An 18,547-nucleotide genomic window follows, 5' to 3' on the forward strand; every position below is an offset into this window, starting at 1 on the left:
CCTGTGAACTTTGCGAGCGAGGGCTTACAGCGACTTGATCGTGCCCTTCGGCAGGATCGTCGAAACCGACGACTTCTGCACGGTGATTTCGGTGCCGTCAGCAATTTCGACGCCGACATACGCTTCGCTAACCTTGGTCACCTTGCCGACGATGCCGCCGCTCGTGATGACTTCGTCGCCCTTGGCCATGGCCGCGAGCATGTTGCGGTGTTCCTTCTGACGCTTCATCTGCGGACGGATCATGATGAAGTAGAGCACAGCGAACATCAGGATCAGCGGCAGGAAGCTCATCAGGCTGGACTCTGCGCCACCTGCTGCGGAACCTTGTGCGAAGGCGTTGGAAATGAACGACACGTTGGTCTCTCCAGTTATACGATCATGATCAAAAATCAAGCCGGTTATTCTACCACCGGCGGCGGGTGTCACAAGGACGCGAAATTGGCTTTCCGATCAAGCGGTTAAACGCGGGTTAAACGCAGGTTAGATTCGGGTCAATGCTGATTGAGGCGATCAAGGCCGCGATGGTGGCTGCAACGAGGGTCATAGCGGAGACCAAAGCGCAGGGACCCAAAGCTGCGATAAAGCGGAAGCCAGCAAAAGCGCATTTCGGTCGGCGGTTGAAGTGGTTCGTCGGCACTACGCTGGCGCTGCGTTGGACCGACGTGCCGGATCGTCCGGCCGTCGTCGTCAGTGAAAGTTGATTGTAATGCATGGCGATGCCGCAAACGGATCGCCACCGAAGCCGCCGCTACTGCTCCACGCCCCGGGCACGGTTCTCGTTGAAGCGTTGGCGGAACGCCGCGAACGTCTTCGTTTCGATCGCCTCGCGCATCTCGCCCATCAGCTCAAGGTAGTAGTGCAGATTGTGGATCGTGTTGAGCTGCGCGCCGAGAATCTCGCCGACGCGATGCAGGTGGTGCAGATAGCCGCGCGTGAAATTGCGACAGGTGTAGCAGCCGCATTGCTCGTCGAGCGGGCGCAGCGAGTTGCGGTGAATCGCGTTGCGGATCTTGATGTCGCCGAAGCGCGTGAAGATCCAGCCGTTGCGCGCGTTGCGCGTCGGCATGACGCAGTCGAACATGTCGACGCCCGAAGCCACGCCCGCCACGAGATCCTCCGGCGTTCCGACCCCCATCAGGTAGTGCGGTTTGTCGGCGGGGAGTTTCGGTGCGATGTGCTCCAGCACGCGCATCATGTCTTCCTTCGGTTCGCCGACCGACAGTCCGCCGATCGCAAAACCATGGAACGGCATCTGCGAGAGGCCGGCCAGCGATTCTTCGCGCAGGTCCTCGAACATGCCGCCCTGCACGATGCCGAAGAGCGCATTCGGATTTCCGAGGCGGTTGAACTCGTCGATCGAGCGCTTCGCCCAGCGCATCGACATGCGCATGGAGTCGGCCGCTTCCTGGTGCGTCGTCGGCACGCCGTTCGTCGCGTAGGGCGTGCATTCGTCGAACTGCATGACGATGTCCGAATTCAGCACCTTCTGGATTTGCATCGACACTTCGGGCGAGAGGAACAGCTTGTCGCCGTTGACCGGTGATGCGAAGCGCACGCCGTCTTCGGAGATCTTGCGCAGCTCGCCGAGCGAGAAGACCTGGAAGCCGCCCGAGTCGGTGAGGATGGGCCGGTTCCAGCCCATGAAGCGGTGCAGGCCGCCGTGCGCCTCGATCGTCTCCAGCCCCGGGCGCAGCCAGAGGTGGAACGTGTTGCCGAGGATGATCTGCGCGCGCATTTCTTCCAGTTCGCGCGGCTGCGTCGCCTTGACGGTGCCGTATGTGCCCACGGGCATGAAGATCGGCGTTTCGACGACCCCGTGATTCAGCGTGACGCGGCCTCGTCGCGCGAGACCATCGGTGCCGAGCAGCTCGAATTTCAGGCCGTTTTGCGGACGTTCGCCGAGGTAGGTGCCGTGCTCGGCGCGTGCGTTGTTTTGATGACCGTCGGTCATGCGTTGACTCCTGTGCCACCGGAAGACAGTCCGGCGCAGATTGGTGATTTCCGCAGCGTTTTACACGTTTGTGCGCGGCGGTTTGGAAAAACTCGTGTGGCTGCTTCTTACGCGTTGAGTGCGTCGGCCGTTCTGGTCAGCAGCATCGCGTCGCCGTAGCTGAAGAAGCGATAGCGCTCCTCGATCGCGTGACGGTACGCCGCGCGAATGGTCTCGATCCCCGCGAATGCCGACACCAGCATCAGCAGCGTCGACTTCGGCAGGTGGAAGTTCGTCACGAGCCGGTCCACCACGCGGAACTTGTACCCCGGCGTGATGAAGATGTCGGTTTCTGCCGATGTCGCCGCAAGCGCGCGTCCTTCGCGCTCGGCATCGCGTGCGGCGGCTTCGAGTGCGCGCATCGACGTCGTGCCGACCGCGATCACACGTGAGCCGCGAGCACGCGCGGCCGCGATCTTGTCGACGAGCGACTGCGGCAGCTGATACCACTCGCTGTGCATCTTGTGCTCGTCGATGTTTTCCACGCGCACCGGCTGGAACGTGCCCGCGCCCACGTGCAGTGTGAGCGTTGCGCGCTCGACGCCCATCGCGTCGAGTTTCGCGAGCATCGCGTCGTCGAAGTGCAGTCCTGCAGTAGGCGCGGCCACGGCGCCTGGAGTCTGCGCGAACACGGTCTGGTAGCGCGTCTCGTCGGTGGAGTCGGCGTCATGCGTGATGTAGGGCGGCAACGGCAGGCGGCCGTACTGCTCGATCAGCGTGAGGCAGTCGTCGGGGAAATGCAGCGTGTAGAACGGCTCGACACGTTCGCCGACCGTCACGTCGAATGCATCGGCAAGGCGTAGCGTCGTGCCGGGCGAGGGGCTCTTGCTCGCGCGGATCTGCGCGAGCGCCGTGCGCGCGCCGGTCAGGCGCTCGACGAGCACCTCAATCTTGCCGCCGCTGGCCTTCTGGCCGAAGAAACGCGCCTTGAGCACCTTGGTATCGTTAAAGACGAGCAGGTCGCCCGGCGCGATGCACTCGGGTAGTTCGGAGAACCTGCGGTCGACGAATTGCGCGAGCTGTGCGCGGTCGCGGGAGTTTGTGACCTCCAGCAGACGGCTCGCGCTGCGCTCAGGGAGAGCCGTCTGCGCAATCAACTCGGCGGGGAGGTCGAAATCGAAATCGGAAAGCTTGAACATGCTGCCTGACGAAACGGGAATGCAAGTGAAATCCGGCGGGCGGCGCTGTCGCGAGAGACGCCTCGCGTGTGGCGATCGGGGCCGGAACGCCCGCCGCAGCGCGGCGAGCGGCTATGATGGCGGGACTGCCCACGCTCAACGCGGCAAGCTATGCGTGCAACGCTTGCCGCGTGGTTGACGTTGGACGCCGTTGACATACGGATCGACGGCTAGACTCGCGTCCGCTGCCTGCCGCGCCACGCCGGAAAGCCGATATTGTACTTGCGAAGCTGCTTATGCCCTCATCTGTGAGCCGTCTGATGCCCGAACCCGACTCGTCCGGCGATCCGCGCGAGGGCGCCGGTGCGCGCGAAGCGGCGGCAGGCGGCGAGCGAGCGAATGCGCAGCGCACTTCGAAGCGCGGGACGCAGTCGCCGCGTGATGCGGATGTTGCGGATAACGCAGTGAGCGGTGACCCGACCGCTCCGGAGACCACAGGCGGCCACGATGCGTCCGCCGCACCGTTGCCGCCCGCCGCGAAGCGCGGCAAACGAGTGACGAGCGCGGCAAGCGCGCCGCCCGCCGACGGCGAGAACGGCGGCGCAGGCGACGCGCCGAAGGGCAAGAAGAAAACGCCAAGCGCGAAAGAGAAGCCAGCGGTCACGAAAACCGCCGATCGTCTCGCCAAACTCGGCCTCACGCGCGACATCGACCTCGTGCTGCATCTGCCGATGCGCTACGAGGACGAAACCACGTTGACGCCGATTGGCGAGCTGCTGCCGGGCGGCATCGCCCAGACCGAAGGCGTTGTTTTCGACAACGAGATCGCATACCGTCCGCGCCGCCAGTTGCTCGTGAAGCTGCGCGATGACCACGGCGACGAACTCGTCCTGCGCTTTCTGAACTTCTACGGCTCGCAGGTCACGCAGATGGCGATGGGCCGACGCCTGCGCGTGCGCGGCGACGTGCGCGGCGGGTTCTTCGGCATGGAGATGGTGCATCCGGCGGTGCGCGTCGTCGAGGACGACACGCCGTTGCCGCAGGTGCTCACGCCGGTCTATCCGTCGACGGCGGGCGTGAGTCAGGCGTATCTGCGCAAGGCGATCGACAATGCGCTGTCGCGTGCGTCGCTGCCCGAACTGCTGCCGGAGGCTGTCGCGCGCGAGTTCATGGAACCGCTTCACTTGCCGCCGCTGATGGAGTCGGTGAAGACGCTGCACCATCCGGGCATCGGCGCCGACGAAACCTCGCTGATGGACGGCACGCATCCGGCATGGACACGCATCAAGTTCGAGGAACTGCTCGCGCAGCAGCTCTCGCTCAAACGCGCCCACGAAGAGCGCCGCACGCGAGCGGCACCGGTCATGCCGTCGCGCGAGGTTGCTACGAACGCCAGCGCAAGCGGCGCCGCTGATGACGCAACCGCGCCCCTCGTCGCGCGCCTTCTCGCGTCGTTGCCGTTCCAGCTGACGAACGCGCAGCAGCGTGTCGTCGCGCAGATCGCGCGCGACCTCGAAGAGCCGCATCCGATGCAGCGTCTCTTGCAGGGCGATGTCGGCAGCGGCAAGACCGTGGTTGCAGCGCTCGCTGCCGCGCAAGCCATCGACGCGGGTTATCAGGCGGCGCTCATGGCGCCCACCGAAATCCTCGCCGAGCAGCACGCACGCAAGCTGCGCGGCTGGCTCGAACCGCTCGGCGTGCAGGTGGCGTGGCTCGCGGGCAGCCTGAAAGCGAAAGAGAAGCGCGCGGCAATCGAAGCAGCCGCGCTCGGCACGGCGAAGCTCGTGATCGGCACGCACGCGATCATTCAGGACGCCGTCGAATTCGCGCGCCTCGGCCTCGTGATCGTCGACGAACAGCACCGCTTCGGTGTGGAGCAGCGGCTCGCGCTGCGTGCGAAGGCGCAGAACGCCAAGTCCGCCGATCATGGCGCGCGCGAATTCCAGCCGCATCAGCTGATGATGTCGGCGACACCGATCCCGCGCACACTCGCGATGACCTACTACGCGGACCTCGACGTCTCCACGATCGACGAACTGCCGCCCGGCCGCACGCCGATCCTCACGAAACTCGTCTCCGATGCGCGCCGTGAAGAAGTGATAGCGCGCGTGCGCGCGGCGGCGCTGACGGGGCGCCAGGTTTACTGGGTTTGTCCGCTGATCGAGGAGAGCGAGACGCTGCAACTGCAGACCGCCGTCGAGACTTACGAGACGCTCGTTGCCGCGCTGCCGGAACTGACCGTCGGGCTCGTGCACGGGCGACTCTCGTCGACGGAGAAGGCTGCCGTGATGGATGCCTTTTCGCGCAACGAAGTGCAGTTGCTCGTTGCGACGACCGTGATCGAAGTCGGCGTGGACGTGCCCAATGCCTCGCTGATGGTGATCGAGCACGCCGAGCGTTTCGGCCTCGCGCAGTTGCATCAGTTGCGCGGACGCGTGGGGCGGGGCAGCACGGCGTCGGTGTGCGTGCTGCTCTACAGCGGGCCGTTGTCGCTCACGGGCCGTGCGCGTCTGCAGACGATGCGCGAAACCACCGATGGCTTCGAAATTGCGCGCCGCGATCTGGAGATCCGTGGCCCTGGCGAATTCCTTGGCGCGCGCCAGTCGGGTGCAGCGATGCTGCGTTTCGCGAACCTCGAAACGGATGCCTGGCTCATCGAACCGGCGCGCGGCGCGGCCGACCGGCTGCTGCACGACTGGCCGCACGTCGTCACACAGCACCTGAACCGCTGGCTAGGTGCGCGCGAGCAATATCTGAAGGCCTGACGGACGGCGCCGACGGATATTCGTACTGACGTCTGGGCATTGCTGCTCAATCGCGTGTTCCCGCCCGAATATGGACGTTGAATATTGGCGAATCGACGCCATAGGTGTATAAGTACAAACTATCGAATTACCTTTCCTGATTGGTCCCTAAAGAAATGACGCTCACTGAACTGAAATATATCGTCGCGGTTGCCCGCGAGCGCCACTTCGGACGGGCCGCCGAAGCCTGTTTCGTCAGCCAGCCGACTTTATCGGTTGCCATCAAGAAGCTCGAAGACGAACTCAACGTGCAGATTTTCGAGCGCGGCACGAGCGAGGTGAGCGTGACGCCGATCGGCGAACAGATCGTCACCCAGGCGCAGCGCGTTCTCGAACAGACACTCGCCATCAAGGAAATCGCCAAGCAGGGCAAGGATCCGCTCGTCGGGCCGCTGCGGCTTGGCGTGATCTACACGATCGGGCCCTATCTGCTGCCGACGCTGGTCAAGCAGATGATCAAGCGCGTCCCGCAGATGCCGCTCATGCTGCAGGAGAACTACACGCTCAAGCTGATCGAACTGCTCAAGCAGGGCGAAATCGACGTGGCGATCATGGCGCTTCCGTTTCCCGAAACCGGCCTAACGCTGCGTGCGCTGTACGATGAACCGTTCGTCGTCGCGCTGCCGTCCGGCCACGCGTGGGAAAAGCGCGAGAAGATCGACCCCGACGATCTCAAGCAGGAAACGATGCTGCTGCTCGGCAGCGGCCACTGCTTCCGCGATCACGTGCTGGGTGTGTGTCCCGAGTTGATGCGCTTCTCGCAGAACGCGGACGGCATCCAAAAGACCTTCGAGGGTTCGTCGCTCGAAACGATTCGCCACATGGTCGCGAGCGGCGTCGGGATCACGGTGCTGCCGCGCATGTCGGTGCAGGAAGTGAAGCCGCATGCGGGCGGTGCCGACTCGGGGCTCCTTTCGTACGTGCCGTTCGACGAGCCGGTGCCGGATCGGCGCGTCGTGCTTGCATGGCGCAAGAGCTTTACGCGCATGCCCGCGATCGAGGCGATCGTCGATGCCATCCAGGCCTGCGACCTGCCCGGCGTCAAGAGGATCGAGGCGCCCGCCGAGGTGGCCTGACGTTTCGGCTCCTTAAAACGCCGCCAGCGTTCGCTGGCGGCGTTTTCAATTTCTCTTTCCGCTTCGCGTGGCGACTGGCTGTGCGCTGCGCCGTTAAATGCTATTTGATAGATTAAATAAATCAAAAACAAACTATAAATAGTCAATGTAGAATTCTTCCAACTGATCCCTACCTGAAATCAACTGGAGGAAGTGATGCACGCTCTTAACCGTCTCCCGCTGCATACTGGGTCGTTGCGCCGCGCAAGCGGCTTCGCGATTTTCGCGAGTGGGATGCTCGTGCTCGCTGTACACGCTGCGGTGCGTCTGCACGGCGGTTGAATCCGGGGAACTCGCAACGAGGTGACTTTGTCCGGTAGACAGGGACAGATGGTGGTTTCTGTCCTTAATCTTGCGATAAGCTTTCATTCATTCGGTCGTTCACGGATCGCCACCGAGGCGACGCAACCGGATCGACACCGATGGTTCGTCTATCTCTCTGCAAACAAGGAGTTGTCATGGCCAAAAAAGCAACCGTGCAGCATGTGAATATCGGCATTAGCGACAAGGATCGCAAGAAGATCGCGGAGGGCCTTTCGCGCCTGCTCGCCGACACGTACACGCTTTACCTGAAGACACACAATTTCCACTGGAACGTCACGGGGCCGATGTTCAACACGCTGCATCTGATGTTCGAGACGCAGTACACGGAGCTGGCGTTGGCCGTCGATTTGATCGCCGAGCGTATTCGCGCACTGGGCGTGCACGCGCCGGGAACCTACAAGGAGTTTGCGAAGCTTTCGTCGATTCCGGAAGCGGACGGCGTGCCGGCAGCGGAAGAGATGATCCGCCAGCTCGTGGAAGGCCAGGAAGCCGTGGTGCGCACCGCGCGCGCGATTTTCCCGGCGACGGAAGCGGCCTCCGATGAGCCGACCGCCGATCTGCTCACGCAGCGCATGCAGACGCACGAAAAGACAGCGTGGATGCTGCGCGCGATGTTGGCATAACAGGTATTTCGCGGTGCAGGGCGCCGCGACTCATTGCTGCGCGGGCCTGCTGGAATGTCCAGCAGGCCTTTATTTTGATGGCGCGTACCCGATGCGCTATCAACCGCGCCCGATTCTCATGCACGGCGGCCTGTGCGTGAGGCGGCGGTTGCCACGCACGCTGGCCTACAATAGCGGCATCTTTTTTTCGCTCCGACCATGTTCGCCCGACTCCCGCTCTATCTGCGGCTCGTCCGCATGGACAAGCCGATCGGCAGCCTTCTGCTGCTGTGGCCGACGCTCAACGCCCTGTGGATTGCCTCGAACGGCCGCCCGTCGTTGGCGTTGCTCGTGATTTTCACCGTCGGTACCGTGCTGATGCGCTCCGCGGGCTGCGCGATCAACGACTACGCGGACCGCGATTTTGACCGCTACGTGAAGCGGACAGCCGAACGGCCCATCACATCGGGCCGGATCCGCGCGTGGGAGGCGGTGGCGATCGCAGCGGGGCTCGCGCTCGTTTCGTTCCTCCTGATCTTGCCACTGAACACGCTCACGAAGCAGCTTTCGGTGGTGGCGCTGTTCGTGGCCGCGTCGTATCCGTTCACGAAGCGATTCTTCGCGATTCCGCAGGCGTATCTGGGCATTGCGTTCGGTTTTGGCATTCCGATGGCGTTTGCCGCCGTGCAGGATCACGTGCCGCTCATGGGCTGGATCATGCTGGCCGCGAATGTGTTCTGGTCGGTTGCCTATGACACCGAATACGCCATGGTCGATCGCGACGACGACATCAAGATCGGTATCCGCACCTCTGCACTGACGTTCGGCCGCTTCGACGTGCTTGCGATCATGCTGTGCTACGCGGCGACGCTTGGCGTTTACGTCTGGGTTGGTATCGAGCTTGGCTTTGGGCTGCTGTACTGGATTGGCTGGGCAGCGGCGGCAGGCTGCGCGGTGTACCACTACACGCTCATCAAAGACCGCGAACGCATGCCGTGCTTCGCCGCCTTCCGCCACAATAACTGGCTCGGCGGCGCGCTGTTTGCGGGCATTGCAGCGCATTACGCTTTCACGTCGATGTAACGGTGTAGCGGCGCGGCGCAGCGCGTTCGCCGCTTCGCGCAAGCGCCACGGCGGCAGACGCGTGCTGGGCCAGAAGCACGCGTACCGCAGCGAATCCGGCTCGCTTACTGCTTGCCGAACTCCTCGCCCATTTCCTTCGCACGCGCGTCGGCGGCCAATGCGCCGCGCACGATGGCATCCTTCACGCCCGACGCCGCGAATGACGCGAGCGCCGCGGCCGTCGTTCCGCCCTTCGACGTCACGCGCTCGCGTAGCACCGAAGGCGATTCCTCCGACTGCAACGCCAATTGCGCTGCGCCCGTGAACGTGGCGATGGCGAGTGCGCGACCTTGCTGCTCGTCCATGCCAAGCTGGCGCGCCGCTTCTTCCAGTGCCTCGATGAAATAGAACACGTACGCTGGACCGCTGCCCGAGATCGCCGTGACTGCGTCGATCTTTGCTTCGTCGTCGAACCACACGGTCTGACCGACCGCGCCCAGCGCATCCGAAGCGAGCTGGCGGCCCGCCGCGTCCACACCGCGGCTCGCGACGAGACCCGTCGCACCCATACCGATCAGCGCGGGCGTATTCGGCATCGTGCGAACGATGCGTGGGTGGCCATTGAGCCAGCGCGACAGGTCGTCGATCCGGATGCCGGCCATGATGCTGATCACGATCTGGTGTGCCCCGAGATGAGGCGCGATCCCTTCGGCCACGCCCTTTGCGATCTGCGGCTTGACCGCGAGCAGCACGGCGTCGTAATCGGCGAGTGCCGCGTCGGCGCTCGCGGCGGTGCGCACGCCGAACGTGTCGGCGTTGCGCTTGCGGACGTCCTCGTTCGGATCGATCGCGTACAGATGGCCGGCGGGCACGCCTTTGCGGATCAGGCCGCCGATGAGTGCGGTGGCCATATTGCCGCCGCCGATGAATGCAATTTTCATGGTGATGGAGAGCGTCAGTGAATCAGTGAGCGTAGTCGCGCGCGCCGAAGATTGCGGTGCCGATCCGCACGATCGTCGCGCCTTCGAGCACGGCCGCCTCGAGGTCGGCCGACATGCCCATCGACAGTGTGTCCAGCGCGAGCCCGTCGGCGCGAAGCGCGTCGAACAACTCGCGCAGTTGCCGGTGCGGCGTGCGCTGGCCCGCGAGGGTGGACTCCGGTTCGGGAATCGACATCAGTCCCCGCAGCCGCAGATTGGGCAACGCCGCGATCGCACGTGCAATCTGCGCTGCTTCCTGCGGTGCGACGCCGCTTTTGCTGGCCTCGCCGCTGACGTTGACCTGCAGGCACACGTTGAGCGGCGCCATGCCGGCGGGCCGCTGTTCCGAGAGACGCTGTGCGATCTTGAGGCGATCGACCGAATGCACCCAGTCGAAGCGTTCAGCCACAGGCCGAGTCTTGTTCGACTGAAGCGGTCCGATGAAATGCCATTCGAGGTCGGCGCGCAGATCGACGAGCGCCTCGATCTTGTCCACGGCTTCCTGCACGTAGTTCTCGCCGAAGGCACGCTGTCCGGCCGCGTGCGCGGCGCGCACGTCCTGCGCGGGCATTGTCTTGGAAACTGCGAGCAGCGCGACCGAATGCGGATCGCGGCCGGCGTTGCGGGCGGCGGCGGCGATGCGTTGCTGGACGGCTTCGAGATTGCGGGCGAAATCGGTCATGGGACTTGAGATCGGCCGCCTCACGTTACAGGTGGCCGTTTAAACGAACCGGAACGAACGAAGGGAATTATACGGACTGCGCCGGACGCGAAACATAGGCCGAACGGCCAGCTTTTTTCGCGTCCGGCGCTCCGTTACGCTGATTCGACTTTTCGACTTCGTGCGTTCAGTTCGCCGCCAGCATATGTTCGACCAGCTCGATCCAGTGTGTGACCGGTATCGCCGTGCCACTCTGCAGGTGCGCGATGCAGCCGATATTCGCCGACACGATCAGTTGCGGCTCAAGCGCCTTGAGGTGCTCGATCTTCTGGTTGCGCAGTGTGTAGGAAAGGCGCGGTTGCAAGATCGAATACGTGCCGGCCGAGCCGCAGCACAGGTGGCTATCGGTTGGCAGACGCACATCAAGACCGAGCGCGCCCAGCACCTTTTCCACGCCGCCACGCAATTGCTGGCCATGCTGCAGCGTGCAGGGCGGATGCCACGCCACGGTGTGGATGCCGCGCCGGCGCGTCGCCGCGATGAGCTGATCCTGGAACGCAGGCAGGATTTCGGAAAGGTCGCGTGTCAACTCGACAATACGACGTGCTTTCTCCGCATAGGCCGGATCATTGCGCAAGAGGTGCGCGTATTCCTTGACCGTCGCGCCGCAGCCCGAGGCGTTCATCACGATCGCCTCCACGCCTTGCTCGACGTAGGGCCACCAGGCATCGACGTTCGCGCGCACGTCGGCGAGGGCCTCGTCCACGTAACCCAGATGCAGGCGGATCGCGCCGCAGCAGCCGGCCTGCGGCGCCACGACTGTCTCAATGCCGAGTGCATCCAGCACGCGCGCGGTCGCGATGTTGATGTTCGGCATCATCGAAGGCTGCACGCAGCCCGCGAGCATCAGCATCTTGCGCGCGTGCTTCGCCGTGGGCCACGCGAGCGGGCGCTGGCGTACGGGCACCTTGTCGCGCAGACGCCGTGGCAGGAGCGGACGGAGTTGCTGTCCAAGCCGCATCGCAGGCGAGAACAGCGCACGGCGCGGCACGAAGCTCGCAAGCACGCGGCGCAGAATGCGCTGGCGGAGCGGCCGCGGCACCATCTGTTCGGCGTGCTTGCGGCCGATCTCGACGAGCCTGCCGTACTGCACGCCCGAGGGACAGGTGGTCTCGCAACTGCGGCACGTGAGACAGCGGTCGAGGTGCGTCAGCGTGCTCTTCGTCACGTTGGCACCTTCAACCATTTGCTTCATCAGATAGATGCGGCCGCGCGGACCGTCGAGCTCGTCGCCGAGCAGTTGATAGGTCGGGCACGTTGCCGTGCAAAAACCGCAATGAACACATTTGCGCAGGATGGCGTCCGCTTCGTCGCCGTCGGGCGTGTTCCGGATGAAGTCCGCGAGGTTTGTCTGCATTGCGGGCGGTCGTTGGGTTCAGAAGTCGGAGTACAGCCGGCCGCGATTGAAGATGCGGGCCGGATCGAAGGCGGCCTTCAGGCCACGGTGGATCTTCATGAGCGGCGCGGGCAGCGGCGTGAACACCCCTGCGCTGCGGTCGTAGTCCCGGCCGGTGCGGAACATCGTCGCGTGGCCGCCCGCCTGCTTGGCTGTGATGCGCACGGTTTGGGCGTCGGTTTCCGTGATCCACCAGCGCTGCGCGCCGCCCCATTCCATCAACTGGGCGCCGGGCAATTGCAGCGGCTCGGCGATCGAAGGCAGTGCGAGACGCCAGAGCGCCGCGTCCGGGGCAATGGCCGCGAAGAACGGATCGGTCTGCTCGCGCAGGCCAGCCCAGAAGCGTTCCGCTTCCACTGCGTCCACCACCTCGCCGCCGAGCGACGCACGCGCGGACTTCACAGCTGCATCCGCGCCCGCCAACCTGATGGCGAGCGTGCCGTTGCGCCAGGCGCTCGCCGTGATCGGCAACGGGTGTCCGCCCCATTCGTTGAGCTTGCGCACTGCGTCGCTTCCGCTCATGTCGAACTTGAGCGTCGCCTCGGCCTGCGGCATGGGCAGCACTTTTACCGACAGTTCGAGCATCAACCCCAGTGTTCCAAGCGAGCCGGCGAGCAGGCGCGATACGTCGTAGCCTGCTACGTTCTTCACGACCTGACCGCCGAAGTGCAGTACGTCGCCGTGGCCGTTCATGATCACAGCGCCCAGCACGAAGTCGCGAGCCGCGCCCGCCGCCGTGCGGCGCGGTCCGGCGATCCCGGCCCCAATGCACCCGCCAAAGGTGGCCTGCGCGCCGAAGTGCGGCGGTTCGAACGCGAGCATCTGGCCTTGCGCGGCGAGCGTCGATTCGATTTCGGCGAGCGGTGTGCCCGCGCGCGCGGTGATCACGAGTTCAGCCGGATCGTAGGCGATGACGCCACGATGCGCGCGCGTGTCGAGAATCTCGCCCTCGAGTGCCTGGCCGTACCAGTCCTTCGTGCCGCCGCCGCGTATGCGCAATGGGCGGCCATCGGCGGTGGCCGCGCGAACGCGGTCCGACCAGACGGCTACGATGTCGTCGTCTTCCATGGCGTCATTGTCGTTGTCGTTCGTTCGATTGTAGCCACAGGCCCCGCCCTGGCAACCCGGAGCCGACCCGTATTGCCGGGTGCGCCGGTCAGTCGCGGCAGCGGCGGTAGTGCAGCGCCGCAAACGCGGCCGGCGCGCGCGGCGCCGGCTGTCCTGCCGTCAGAACCTCGGCAGTTCGGGATGCGGCAGCAAGTTGCCGCGCACGTGCATCTTGCCGTACTCGGCACAGCGCGCGCGGGTGGGAATACCCTTGTCCGGGTTGAGCAGGCCGGCGGGGTCGAATGCGTGCTTCACGGCGTGGAACGCATCGCGTTCCTGAGGCGAGAACTGCACGCACATCGAATTGATCTTTTCGATACCCACGCCATGTTCGCCAGTCACCGTTCCGCCCAGTTCGACGCAGGTTTCGAGGATGTCCGAACCGAACGCCTCGGCGCGGTGCCACTCGTCCTGGTCGTTGCCGTTGAAGAGAATGAGCGGGTGCATATTGCCGTCGCCCGCGTGGAATACGTTGATGCAACGCAATCCGTATTGCTGTTCCATCTCGTGGATGCGCGCGAGCAGCGACCCAATGCTGCGGCGTGGCACGGTGCCGTCCATGCAGTAGTAGTCGGGCGAGATGCGGCCTGCCGCCGGGAATGCGTTCTTGCGGCCGGACCAGAAGCGCAGCCGTTCTTCCTCGGTGCGCGAGATCTGGATGCGCGTTGCGCCGTGTTCGCGCAGCACGAGCGTCGTGCGCGCTACTTCGTCGGCGACTTCCTCGGGAGTGCCGTCCGACTCGCACAGCAGGATCGCCTCGGCTTCGAGGTCGTAGCCCGCGTTCACGAATTCTTCGACTGCGCGTGTGGCCGGCTTGTCCATCATTTCGAGGCCGGCTGGAATGATGCCCGCTGCGATGATGGCCGCGACGGCGTCGCCGCCTTTCACGACATCGTCGAAGCTCGCCATGATGACCTGGGCCGTCTGCGGGCGCGGGATCAGCTTCACAGTCACTTCGGTCACGATCGCGAACATGCCCTCGCTGCCGACCATCACGGCGAGCAGGTCGAGGCCTGGTGCGTCGGGAGCGAGCGAGCCGAACTCGACGATCTCGCCGTCCATCGTCACGGCACGCACGCGCAGCACGTTATGCACGGTGAGGCCGTATTTCAGGCAATGGACGCCGCCCGAATTCTCGGACACATTGCCGCCGATTGTGCAGGCGATCTGCGACGACGGATCGGGCGCGTAGTAGAGCCCGAATGGAGCGGCCGCTTCGGACACCGCAAGGTTGCGCACACCGGGTTGAACCGTCGCGGTGCGCGCGTATGGATCGACTTCGAGAATGCGACGAAAGCGTGCGAGCGAGAGGACGATGCCGTGGCGGATCGGCATGGCGCCGCCGGAGAGACCGGTGCCCGCGCCTCGCGGCACGACCGGGACGTCGAGGCGGCGGCAGATCTGCACGACGCGCTGGACCTGCGATTCCGTTTCCGGCAATGCGACCGCCAGCGGCAGGCGCCGGTACGCGGCGAGGCCATCGCACTCGTAGGCGACCGTGTCCTCTTCCCGATGCAACAGGCAGTGCGCAGGCAGCACCGCCATCAAGGCCTGGACCACTTCGCGCTGTCGTTGCGCGAGTACTTCCGGCGACATTTCGCCCGGTGCATTCATGTGTCCTCCCGCAGTTCTGCGCAGTTTTGTCCTGCCGCCGGACGATGGGCCATGGCCCGGATGTCGTTCAGTCGCTCAGACAGCCCACGAAAAAATCTTTCCAGGATTCATCAGATTGTGCGGATCGAGTGCATGCTTGATCGCGCGCATCGTGTCCACGGTGTCGACGCCATGTTCTTCCACGAGGAAGCCCATCTTGTGCAGCCCGACACCGTGCTCGCCCGTGCAGGTGCCGTCCATCGCGAGCGCGCGCTTCACGATGCGATGGTTCAGCCGTTCGGCTTCCTCGATCTCTTCCGGTTTGGCCGGGTCGATCAGCATGCAAACGTGGAAGTTGCCATCGCCGACATGGCCGACGATCGGGCAGGGCAGCGGCGACGTTTTCAGGTCCGCTTCCGTTTCGACGACGCATTCCGCGAGGCGCGAGATCGGCACGCAGACGTCGGTCGACAAGGCGCGGCTGCCCGGCCGCAATTGCAGCATTGCGAAGAGCGCGTTGTGACGGGCATTCCAGAGGCGGGTGCGGTCTTCGGGGCGAGTCGCCCATTCGAAACCGTCGCCGCCGTTCTGCGCGGCGATCTCCTGCACGAGTTGCGCCTGTTCTTCGACGCCCGCCGCCGTGCCATGGAATTCGAAAAAAAGCGTGGGCGCTTCGCGCAGCGTCAGATTCGAGTGGCGATTGAGTGCACGCACGGCGAGCGAGTCGATGAACTCCACGCGCGCGACCGGCACTCCGATCTGGATCGTCTCGATCACGGTACGCACCGCGTCGGCCATCGAATGGAACGTGCAGACGGCAGCCGACACCGCCTCGGGCTGGGGATACAGCCGCAAGGTGATTCCGGTGATGACGCCGAGCGTACCCTCGGAGCCAACGAAGAGGCGCGTGAGGTCATATCCCGCCGACGACTTTCGCGCGCGCGAGCCGGTCTTGATGACGCGGCCGTCGGCGAGGACCGCGGTGAGGCCGAGCACGTTCTCGCGCATCGTGCCGTAGCGCACGGCATTGGTGCCGGAGGCGCGCGTCGCGGACATGCCGCCGATGCTTGCGTCCGCGCCGGGATCGATCGGGAAGAAGAGGCCCGTATCGCGCAGCGCTTCGTTCAGCTGCTTGCGCGAGATGCCGGGCTCGACGGTCACTGTGAGATCTTCTGCGTTGATCGACAGCACGCGGTTCATCCCCGAGAGGTCGATCGACACGCCGCCTTGTACGGCCAGCAGGTGGCCTTCGAGCGACGATCCGTTGCCGTAGGGGATGATGGGCACGCCATATTGCGCACACAGCTTCACGGCTGCCTGGACGTCTTCGGTGCTGTGCGCGAACACAACGGCGTCGGGCAGTTGCGGATCGAACATGGATTCGTCGCGGCCATGGTGGGCGCGCACCGCTTCAGACGTGGAGACACGGTCGCCGAACGTGGCGCGGAGTGTGTCGAGGAGTTCGGCGGGGAACGGGCGGCGTGCGACAGCCGGCGGCGCGGGGTGATTCACGCGGGGTCTCCTTCGTATAGTTGCGGTTTTCTGTGCGGTTCATTTTACGCTGAACAATCGCGCCCGCGAGGGCCGCAGCGCGCGCAAGGCCAATCGTGCGACGCACAAAAACTATAATGTCCGGCCGCACGCGCAGCGGCGCACAAATACACGATTCACACTATTTCGGAGGACACATCATGGGCAATCGGCTGAGCAAGATCGTCACGCGCACAGGCGATGACGGCACCACCGGACTCGGCGACGGCAGCCGCGTGCGCAAGGACGACGCGCGGATCGCGGCGATCGGAGACGTCGACGAACTCAATTCGCAGATCGGCGTGCTGCTGTGCGAGACGTTGCCCGACGACGTGCGCGCCGCCCTCACGGCGATCCAGCACGATCTCTTCGACCTGGGCGGCGAGCTTTGCATGCCGGGCCATACGATGGTGACCGACGCGCATCTCGCGCGGCTCGACGGCTGGCTCGCCGAGTACAACGCCGCACTTCCCCCGCTCAAGGAGTTCATCCTCCCGGGCGGTTCGCGCGCAGCGGCGCTCGCGCATGTGTGCCGCACTGTATGCCGGCGTGCCGAACGTGCTGTGGTGGCACTCGGGGCGGCATCGGCAGAGCAGGGGGCGCCGCTTGCCGATACGCCGCGTCGGTATGTGAACCGACTCTCCGACCTGTTGTTCGTGCTGTCACGTGTGCTCAATCGCGTGAACGGCGGCGATGACGTGTACTGGCGCAGCGACCGCGGCGCATCGACGGGCTGATGAGCGGCGCCGGAACGCCGGCAATTCAAGGGTAAAAAACAGGGCAATAAGGGCGCTCTTCGCGAGGCAAATTAAGGGCCAAAAGCAGATTGCTGCACCTGCGACAAAATGCCCGAACTTTGCGCTGCATCAAAGATGTATCGTGTGCGCATCTTTACCGCGGAGAACCTGAAGAATGACTGCGCTTACCGCCGATCAAATGGCCCTCGTCAAGGCCACTGCTCCTGTCTTTGCCGAGCACGGCGCCACGATCACCAAGCATTTCTACAAGCGGATGTTCAATGCGCATCCTGAACTGAAGAATCTCTTCAACCAGGCGCACCAGCAAAGCGGCAGCCAGCCGGAGACGCTTGCTCGCGCCGTTTATGCGTATGCAGCAAACATCGACAATCTGGGCGCGCTCGGCGGCGCGGTCACGCACATTGCTCACAAGCACGCGAGCCTGAACATTCGTCCGGAACACTATCCGATCGTCGGGCGCCATCTGCTGGGTGCAGTCGTCGATGTGCTCGGCGACGCCGTGGATCAACCCACGCTCGATGCCTGGACCGTCGCCTACGAGCAGCTCGCGCAGATCATGATCGGCGTCGAGGCAAAGCTGTACGACGGTGCATCGTGGAGCGGCTTCCGTCCGTTCAAGGTCATCAAGAAGCACGTCGAAAGCGACGAGATCACCTCGTTCTATCTCGCGCCGGCCGATGGTTCGCCCGCAGGTGGTTTTGAACCCGGCCAGTACGTGAGCGTGGTGCGTTACGTGGACAAGCTTGGCGTTGATCAGCCGCGTCAATACAGCCTCTCGGATGCACCGCACGGCAACTGGCTGCGCATCTCGGTCAAGCGCGAATCGGGTCGCGGCGACGCGCACCCGGGCCACGTGTCGAACCTGATGCACGACGGCGTGACGGAAGGCACCGTCGTTCACGTCAGCGCGCCGATGGGCGAATTCACGCTCGACCGCTCGACGGACACGCCGGTCGTGCTGATGAGTGGTGGCGTCGGCATCACGCCGATGGCGTCGATGCTCGCCACGCTCATGGCCGAAAAGAGCGCGCGCCCGGTCACGTTCGTGCACGCCTGCCGCAATGCGAGCGTTCACGCTTTCCGCGACTGGCTGCATGAAGTTGCCGATGGTCATCCCAACTTCCGCCGTGCGGTGTTCTACGAAACCGTAGGCGCAAGCGACCGCGCGGGCGTCGATTATGACTTCGAGGGCCGGCTCGATATCGGCCGCATCGAGGAGGCCGCGCTGCAGCCTGACGCCGACTATTATCTGTGCGGCCCCGTCGCGTTCATGCGCGAGCAACTCGCAGCGCTCGTTGCGCGCGGTGTCGATCCGCAGCGCATTCACACGGAGATCTTCGGCTCGGGCATGCTCAGCTGAGCGTCGCTGCCTGTACCCCGAAAAGTAGAAAGCCCGGCAACAAAGCCGGGCGATCTTCAGAAAAAAACCCCAGCGTGAGCCGGGGTT

Annotated in this window: 16 protein-coding genes; 7 read left to right on the forward strand and 9 right to left on the reverse strand. The window is 64.4% G+C overall.

The features are described 5' to 3' along the window. Positions 1-24: 24 nt before the first annotated feature. Complete coding sequence (yajC, locus tag L0U80_RS02405; RefSeq protein WP_042262488.1) at positions 25-354, reverse strand: preprotein translocase subunit YajC; 330 nt, start codon at positions 352-354, stop codon at positions 25-27. Positions 355-494: 140 nt separating this feature from the next. Here yajC and L0U80_RS02410 point away from each other — a divergent pair, with 140 nt between their 5' ends. Continuing rightward, a complete protein-coding gene (locus L0U80_RS02410; RefSeq protein ID WP_233862284.1) occupies positions 495-701 on the forward strand; it encodes a hypothetical protein in 207 nt (68 codons plus the stop codon). Positions 702-748: 47 nt separating this feature from the next. Here the strand turns inward: L0U80_RS02410 and tgt are convergent, their stop codons facing one another. Together tgt and queA are read right to left on the reverse strand one after the other, a co-directional pair. Continuing rightward, positions 749-1,951, reverse strand: a complete 1,203-nt coding sequence (gene tgt / locus L0U80_RS02415) for a tRNA guanosine(34) transglycosylase Tgt (RefSeq protein WP_233862286.1) — start codon at positions 1,949-1,951, stop codon at positions 749-751. A gap of 107 nt (positions 1,952-2,058) precedes the next feature. Further along, positions 2,059-3,129 (reverse strand): tRNA preQ1(34) S-adenosylmethionine ribosyltransferase-isomerase QueA, encoded by a 1,071-nt coding sequence (gene queA, locus L0U80_RS02420; protein WP_233862287.1) that lies wholly within the window; start codon positions 3,127-3,129, stop codon positions 2,059-2,061. Between the two features lie 299 nt (positions 3,130-3,428). Here queA and recG point away from each other — a divergent pair, with 299 nt between their 5' ends. The 4 genes from recG to ubiA all read left to right on the forward strand — a co-directional run bounded on the left by recG (position 3,429) and on the right by ubiA (position 9,036). Next, positions 3,429-5,873, forward strand: coding sequence for an ATP-dependent DNA helicase RecG (recG, locus tag L0U80_RS02425; protein ID WP_233862288.1), 2,445 nt, complete (start codon positions 3,429-3,431; stop codon positions 5,871-5,873). 155 nt (positions 5,874-6,028) lie between these two features. After that, the gene (locus L0U80_RS02430) at positions 6,029-6,988 is read left to right on the forward strand and encodes a hydrogen peroxide-inducible genes activator (protein ID WP_233862289.1); all 960 of its coding nucleotides are present in this window, start codon (positions 6,029-6,031) and stop codon (positions 6,986-6,988) included. A gap of 497 nt (positions 6,989-7,485) precedes the next feature. Then, positions 7,486-7,974 carry a Dps family protein gene (locus tag L0U80_RS02435; RefSeq protein ID WP_124152674.1) on the forward strand — a complete coding sequence of 163 codons (489 nt, stop codon included), beginning with the start codon at positions 7,486-7,488 and terminating at the stop codon, positions 7,972-7,974. A 198-nt stretch (positions 7,975-8,172) separates the two neighbouring features. Continuing rightward, positions 8,173-9,036: a 4-hydroxybenzoate octaprenyltransferase gene (ubiA, locus tag L0U80_RS02440; protein ID WP_233862290.1), complete on the forward strand. Its 864-nt coding sequence runs from the start codon at positions 8,173-8,175 to the stop codon at positions 9,034-9,036. A 104-nt stretch (positions 9,037-9,140) separates the two neighbouring features. On the opposite strand, the gene proC is transcribed toward ubiA, so the two are convergent. The 6 genes from proC to L0U80_RS02470 all read right to left on the reverse strand — a co-directional run bounded on the left by proC (position 9,141) and on the right by L0U80_RS02470 (position 16,324). Beyond that, a complete protein-coding gene (gene proC / locus L0U80_RS02445; RefSeq protein ID WP_233862291.1) occupies positions 9,141-9,956 on the reverse strand; it encodes a pyrroline-5-carboxylate reductase in 816 nt (271 codons plus the stop codon). 22 nt (positions 9,957-9,978) lie between these two features. Beyond that, on the reverse strand, positions 9,979-10,677 hold the full coding sequence (locus L0U80_RS02450) for a YggS family pyridoxal phosphate-dependent enzyme (RefSeq protein ID WP_233862292.1): 699 nt from the start codon (positions 10,675-10,677) through the stop codon (positions 9,979-9,981). 166 nt (positions 10,678-10,843) lie between these two features. Then, positions 10,844-12,073 carry a glycolate oxidase subunit GlcF gene (gene glcF / locus L0U80_RS02455; RefSeq protein ID WP_233862293.1) on the reverse strand — a complete coding sequence of 410 codons (1,230 nt, stop codon included), beginning with the start codon at positions 12,071-12,073 and terminating at the stop codon, positions 10,844-10,846. Between the two features lie 18 nt (positions 12,074-12,091). Further along, positions 12,092-13,180 (reverse strand): glycolate oxidase subunit GlcE, encoded by a 1,089-nt coding sequence (gene glcE / locus L0U80_RS02460; protein WP_233862294.1) that lies wholly within the window; start codon positions 13,178-13,180, stop codon positions 12,092-12,094. A gap of 159 nt (positions 13,181-13,339) precedes the next feature. Next, positions 13,340-14,833, reverse strand: a complete 1,494-nt coding sequence (locus L0U80_RS02465; RefSeq protein ID WP_233862296.1) for an FAD-linked oxidase C-terminal domain-containing protein — start codon at positions 14,831-14,833, stop codon at positions 13,340-13,342. 75 nt (positions 14,834-14,908) lie between these two features. Further along, the gene (locus L0U80_RS02470; protein ID WP_233862298.1) at positions 14,909-16,324 is read right to left on the reverse strand and encodes an FAD-linked oxidase C-terminal domain-containing protein; all 1,416 of its coding nucleotides are present in this window, start codon (positions 16,322-16,324) and stop codon (positions 14,909-14,911) included. 179 nt (positions 16,325-16,503) lie between these two features. Between L0U80_RS02470 and L0U80_RS02475 the strand changes: the two genes are divergently transcribed. Further along, a complete protein-coding gene (locus L0U80_RS02475) occupies positions 16,504-17,079 on the forward strand; it encodes a cob(I)yrinic acid a,c-diamide adenosyltransferase (protein ID WP_233862299.1) in 576 nt (191 codons plus the stop codon). A 175-nt stretch (positions 17,080-17,254) separates the two neighbouring features. Beyond that, positions 17,255-18,460, forward strand: a complete 1,206-nt coding sequence (gene hmpA / locus L0U80_RS02480; RefSeq protein WP_233862300.1) for an NO-inducible flavohemoprotein — start codon at positions 17,255-17,257, stop codon at positions 18,458-18,460. The last annotated feature ends 87 nt before the right edge of the window (positions 18,461-18,547 follow it).

Source organism: Paraburkholderia adhaesiva (genome assembly GCF_021390575.1).
Taxonomy (GTDB): domain Bacteria; phylum Pseudomonadota; class Gammaproteobacteria; order Burkholderiales; family Burkholderiaceae; genus Paraburkholderia; species Paraburkholderia adhaesiva.

Bases quoted from the DNA above. Each gene is read 5' to 3' on its own strand.
- ubiA (WP_233862290.1), top strand. From the start codon at position 8,173: ATGTTCGCCCGACTCCCGCTCTATCTGCGGCTCGTCCGCATGGACAAG.
- recG (WP_233862288.1), top strand. From the start codon at position 3,429: ATGCCCGAACCCGACTCGTCCGGCGATCCGCGCGAGGGCGCCGGTGCG.
- queA (WP_233862287.1), bottom strand. From the start codon at position 3,129: ATGTTCAAGCTTTCCGATTTCGATTTCGACCTCCCCGCCGAGTTGATT.
- glcE (WP_233862294.1), bottom strand. From the start codon at position 13,180: ATGGAAGACGACGACATCGTAGCCGTCTGGTCGGACCGCGTTCGCGCG.
- proC (WP_233862291.1), bottom strand. From the start codon at position 9,956: ATGAAAATTGCATTCATCGGCGGCGGCAATATGGCCACCGCACTCATC.
- hmpA (WP_233862300.1), top strand. From the start codon at position 17,255: ATGACTGCGCTTACCGCCGATCAAATGGCCCTCGTCAAGGCCACTGCT.
- L0U80_RS02410 (WP_233862284.1), top strand. From the start codon at position 495: ATGCTGATTGAGGCGATCAAGGCCGCGATGGTGGCTGCAACGAGGGTC.
- L0U80_RS02475 (WP_233862299.1), top strand. From the start codon at position 16,504: ATGGGCAATCGGCTGAGCAAGATCGTCACGCGCACAGGCGATGACGGC.
- L0U80_RS02430 (WP_233862289.1), top strand. From the start codon at position 6,029: ATGACGCTCACTGAACTGAAATATATCGTCGCGGTTGCCCGCGAGCGC.
- glcF (WP_233862293.1), bottom strand. From the start codon at position 12,073: ATGCAGACAAACCTCGCGGACTTCATCCGGAACACGCCCGACGGCGAC.
- tgt (WP_233862286.1), bottom strand. From the start codon at position 1,951: ATGACCGACGGTCATCAAAACAACGCACGCGCCGAGCACGGCACCTAC.
- L0U80_RS02435 (WP_124152674.1), top strand. From the start codon at position 7,486: ATGGCCAAAAAAGCAACCGTGCAGCATGTGAATATCGGCATTAGCGAC.
- L0U80_RS02450 (WP_233862292.1), bottom strand. From the start codon at position 10,677: ATGACCGATTTCGCCCGCAATCTCGAAGCCGTCCAGCAACGCATCGCC.
- L0U80_RS02465 (WP_233862296.1), bottom strand. From the start codon at position 14,833: ATGAATGCACCGGGCGAAATGTCGCCGGAAGTACTCGCGCAACGACAG.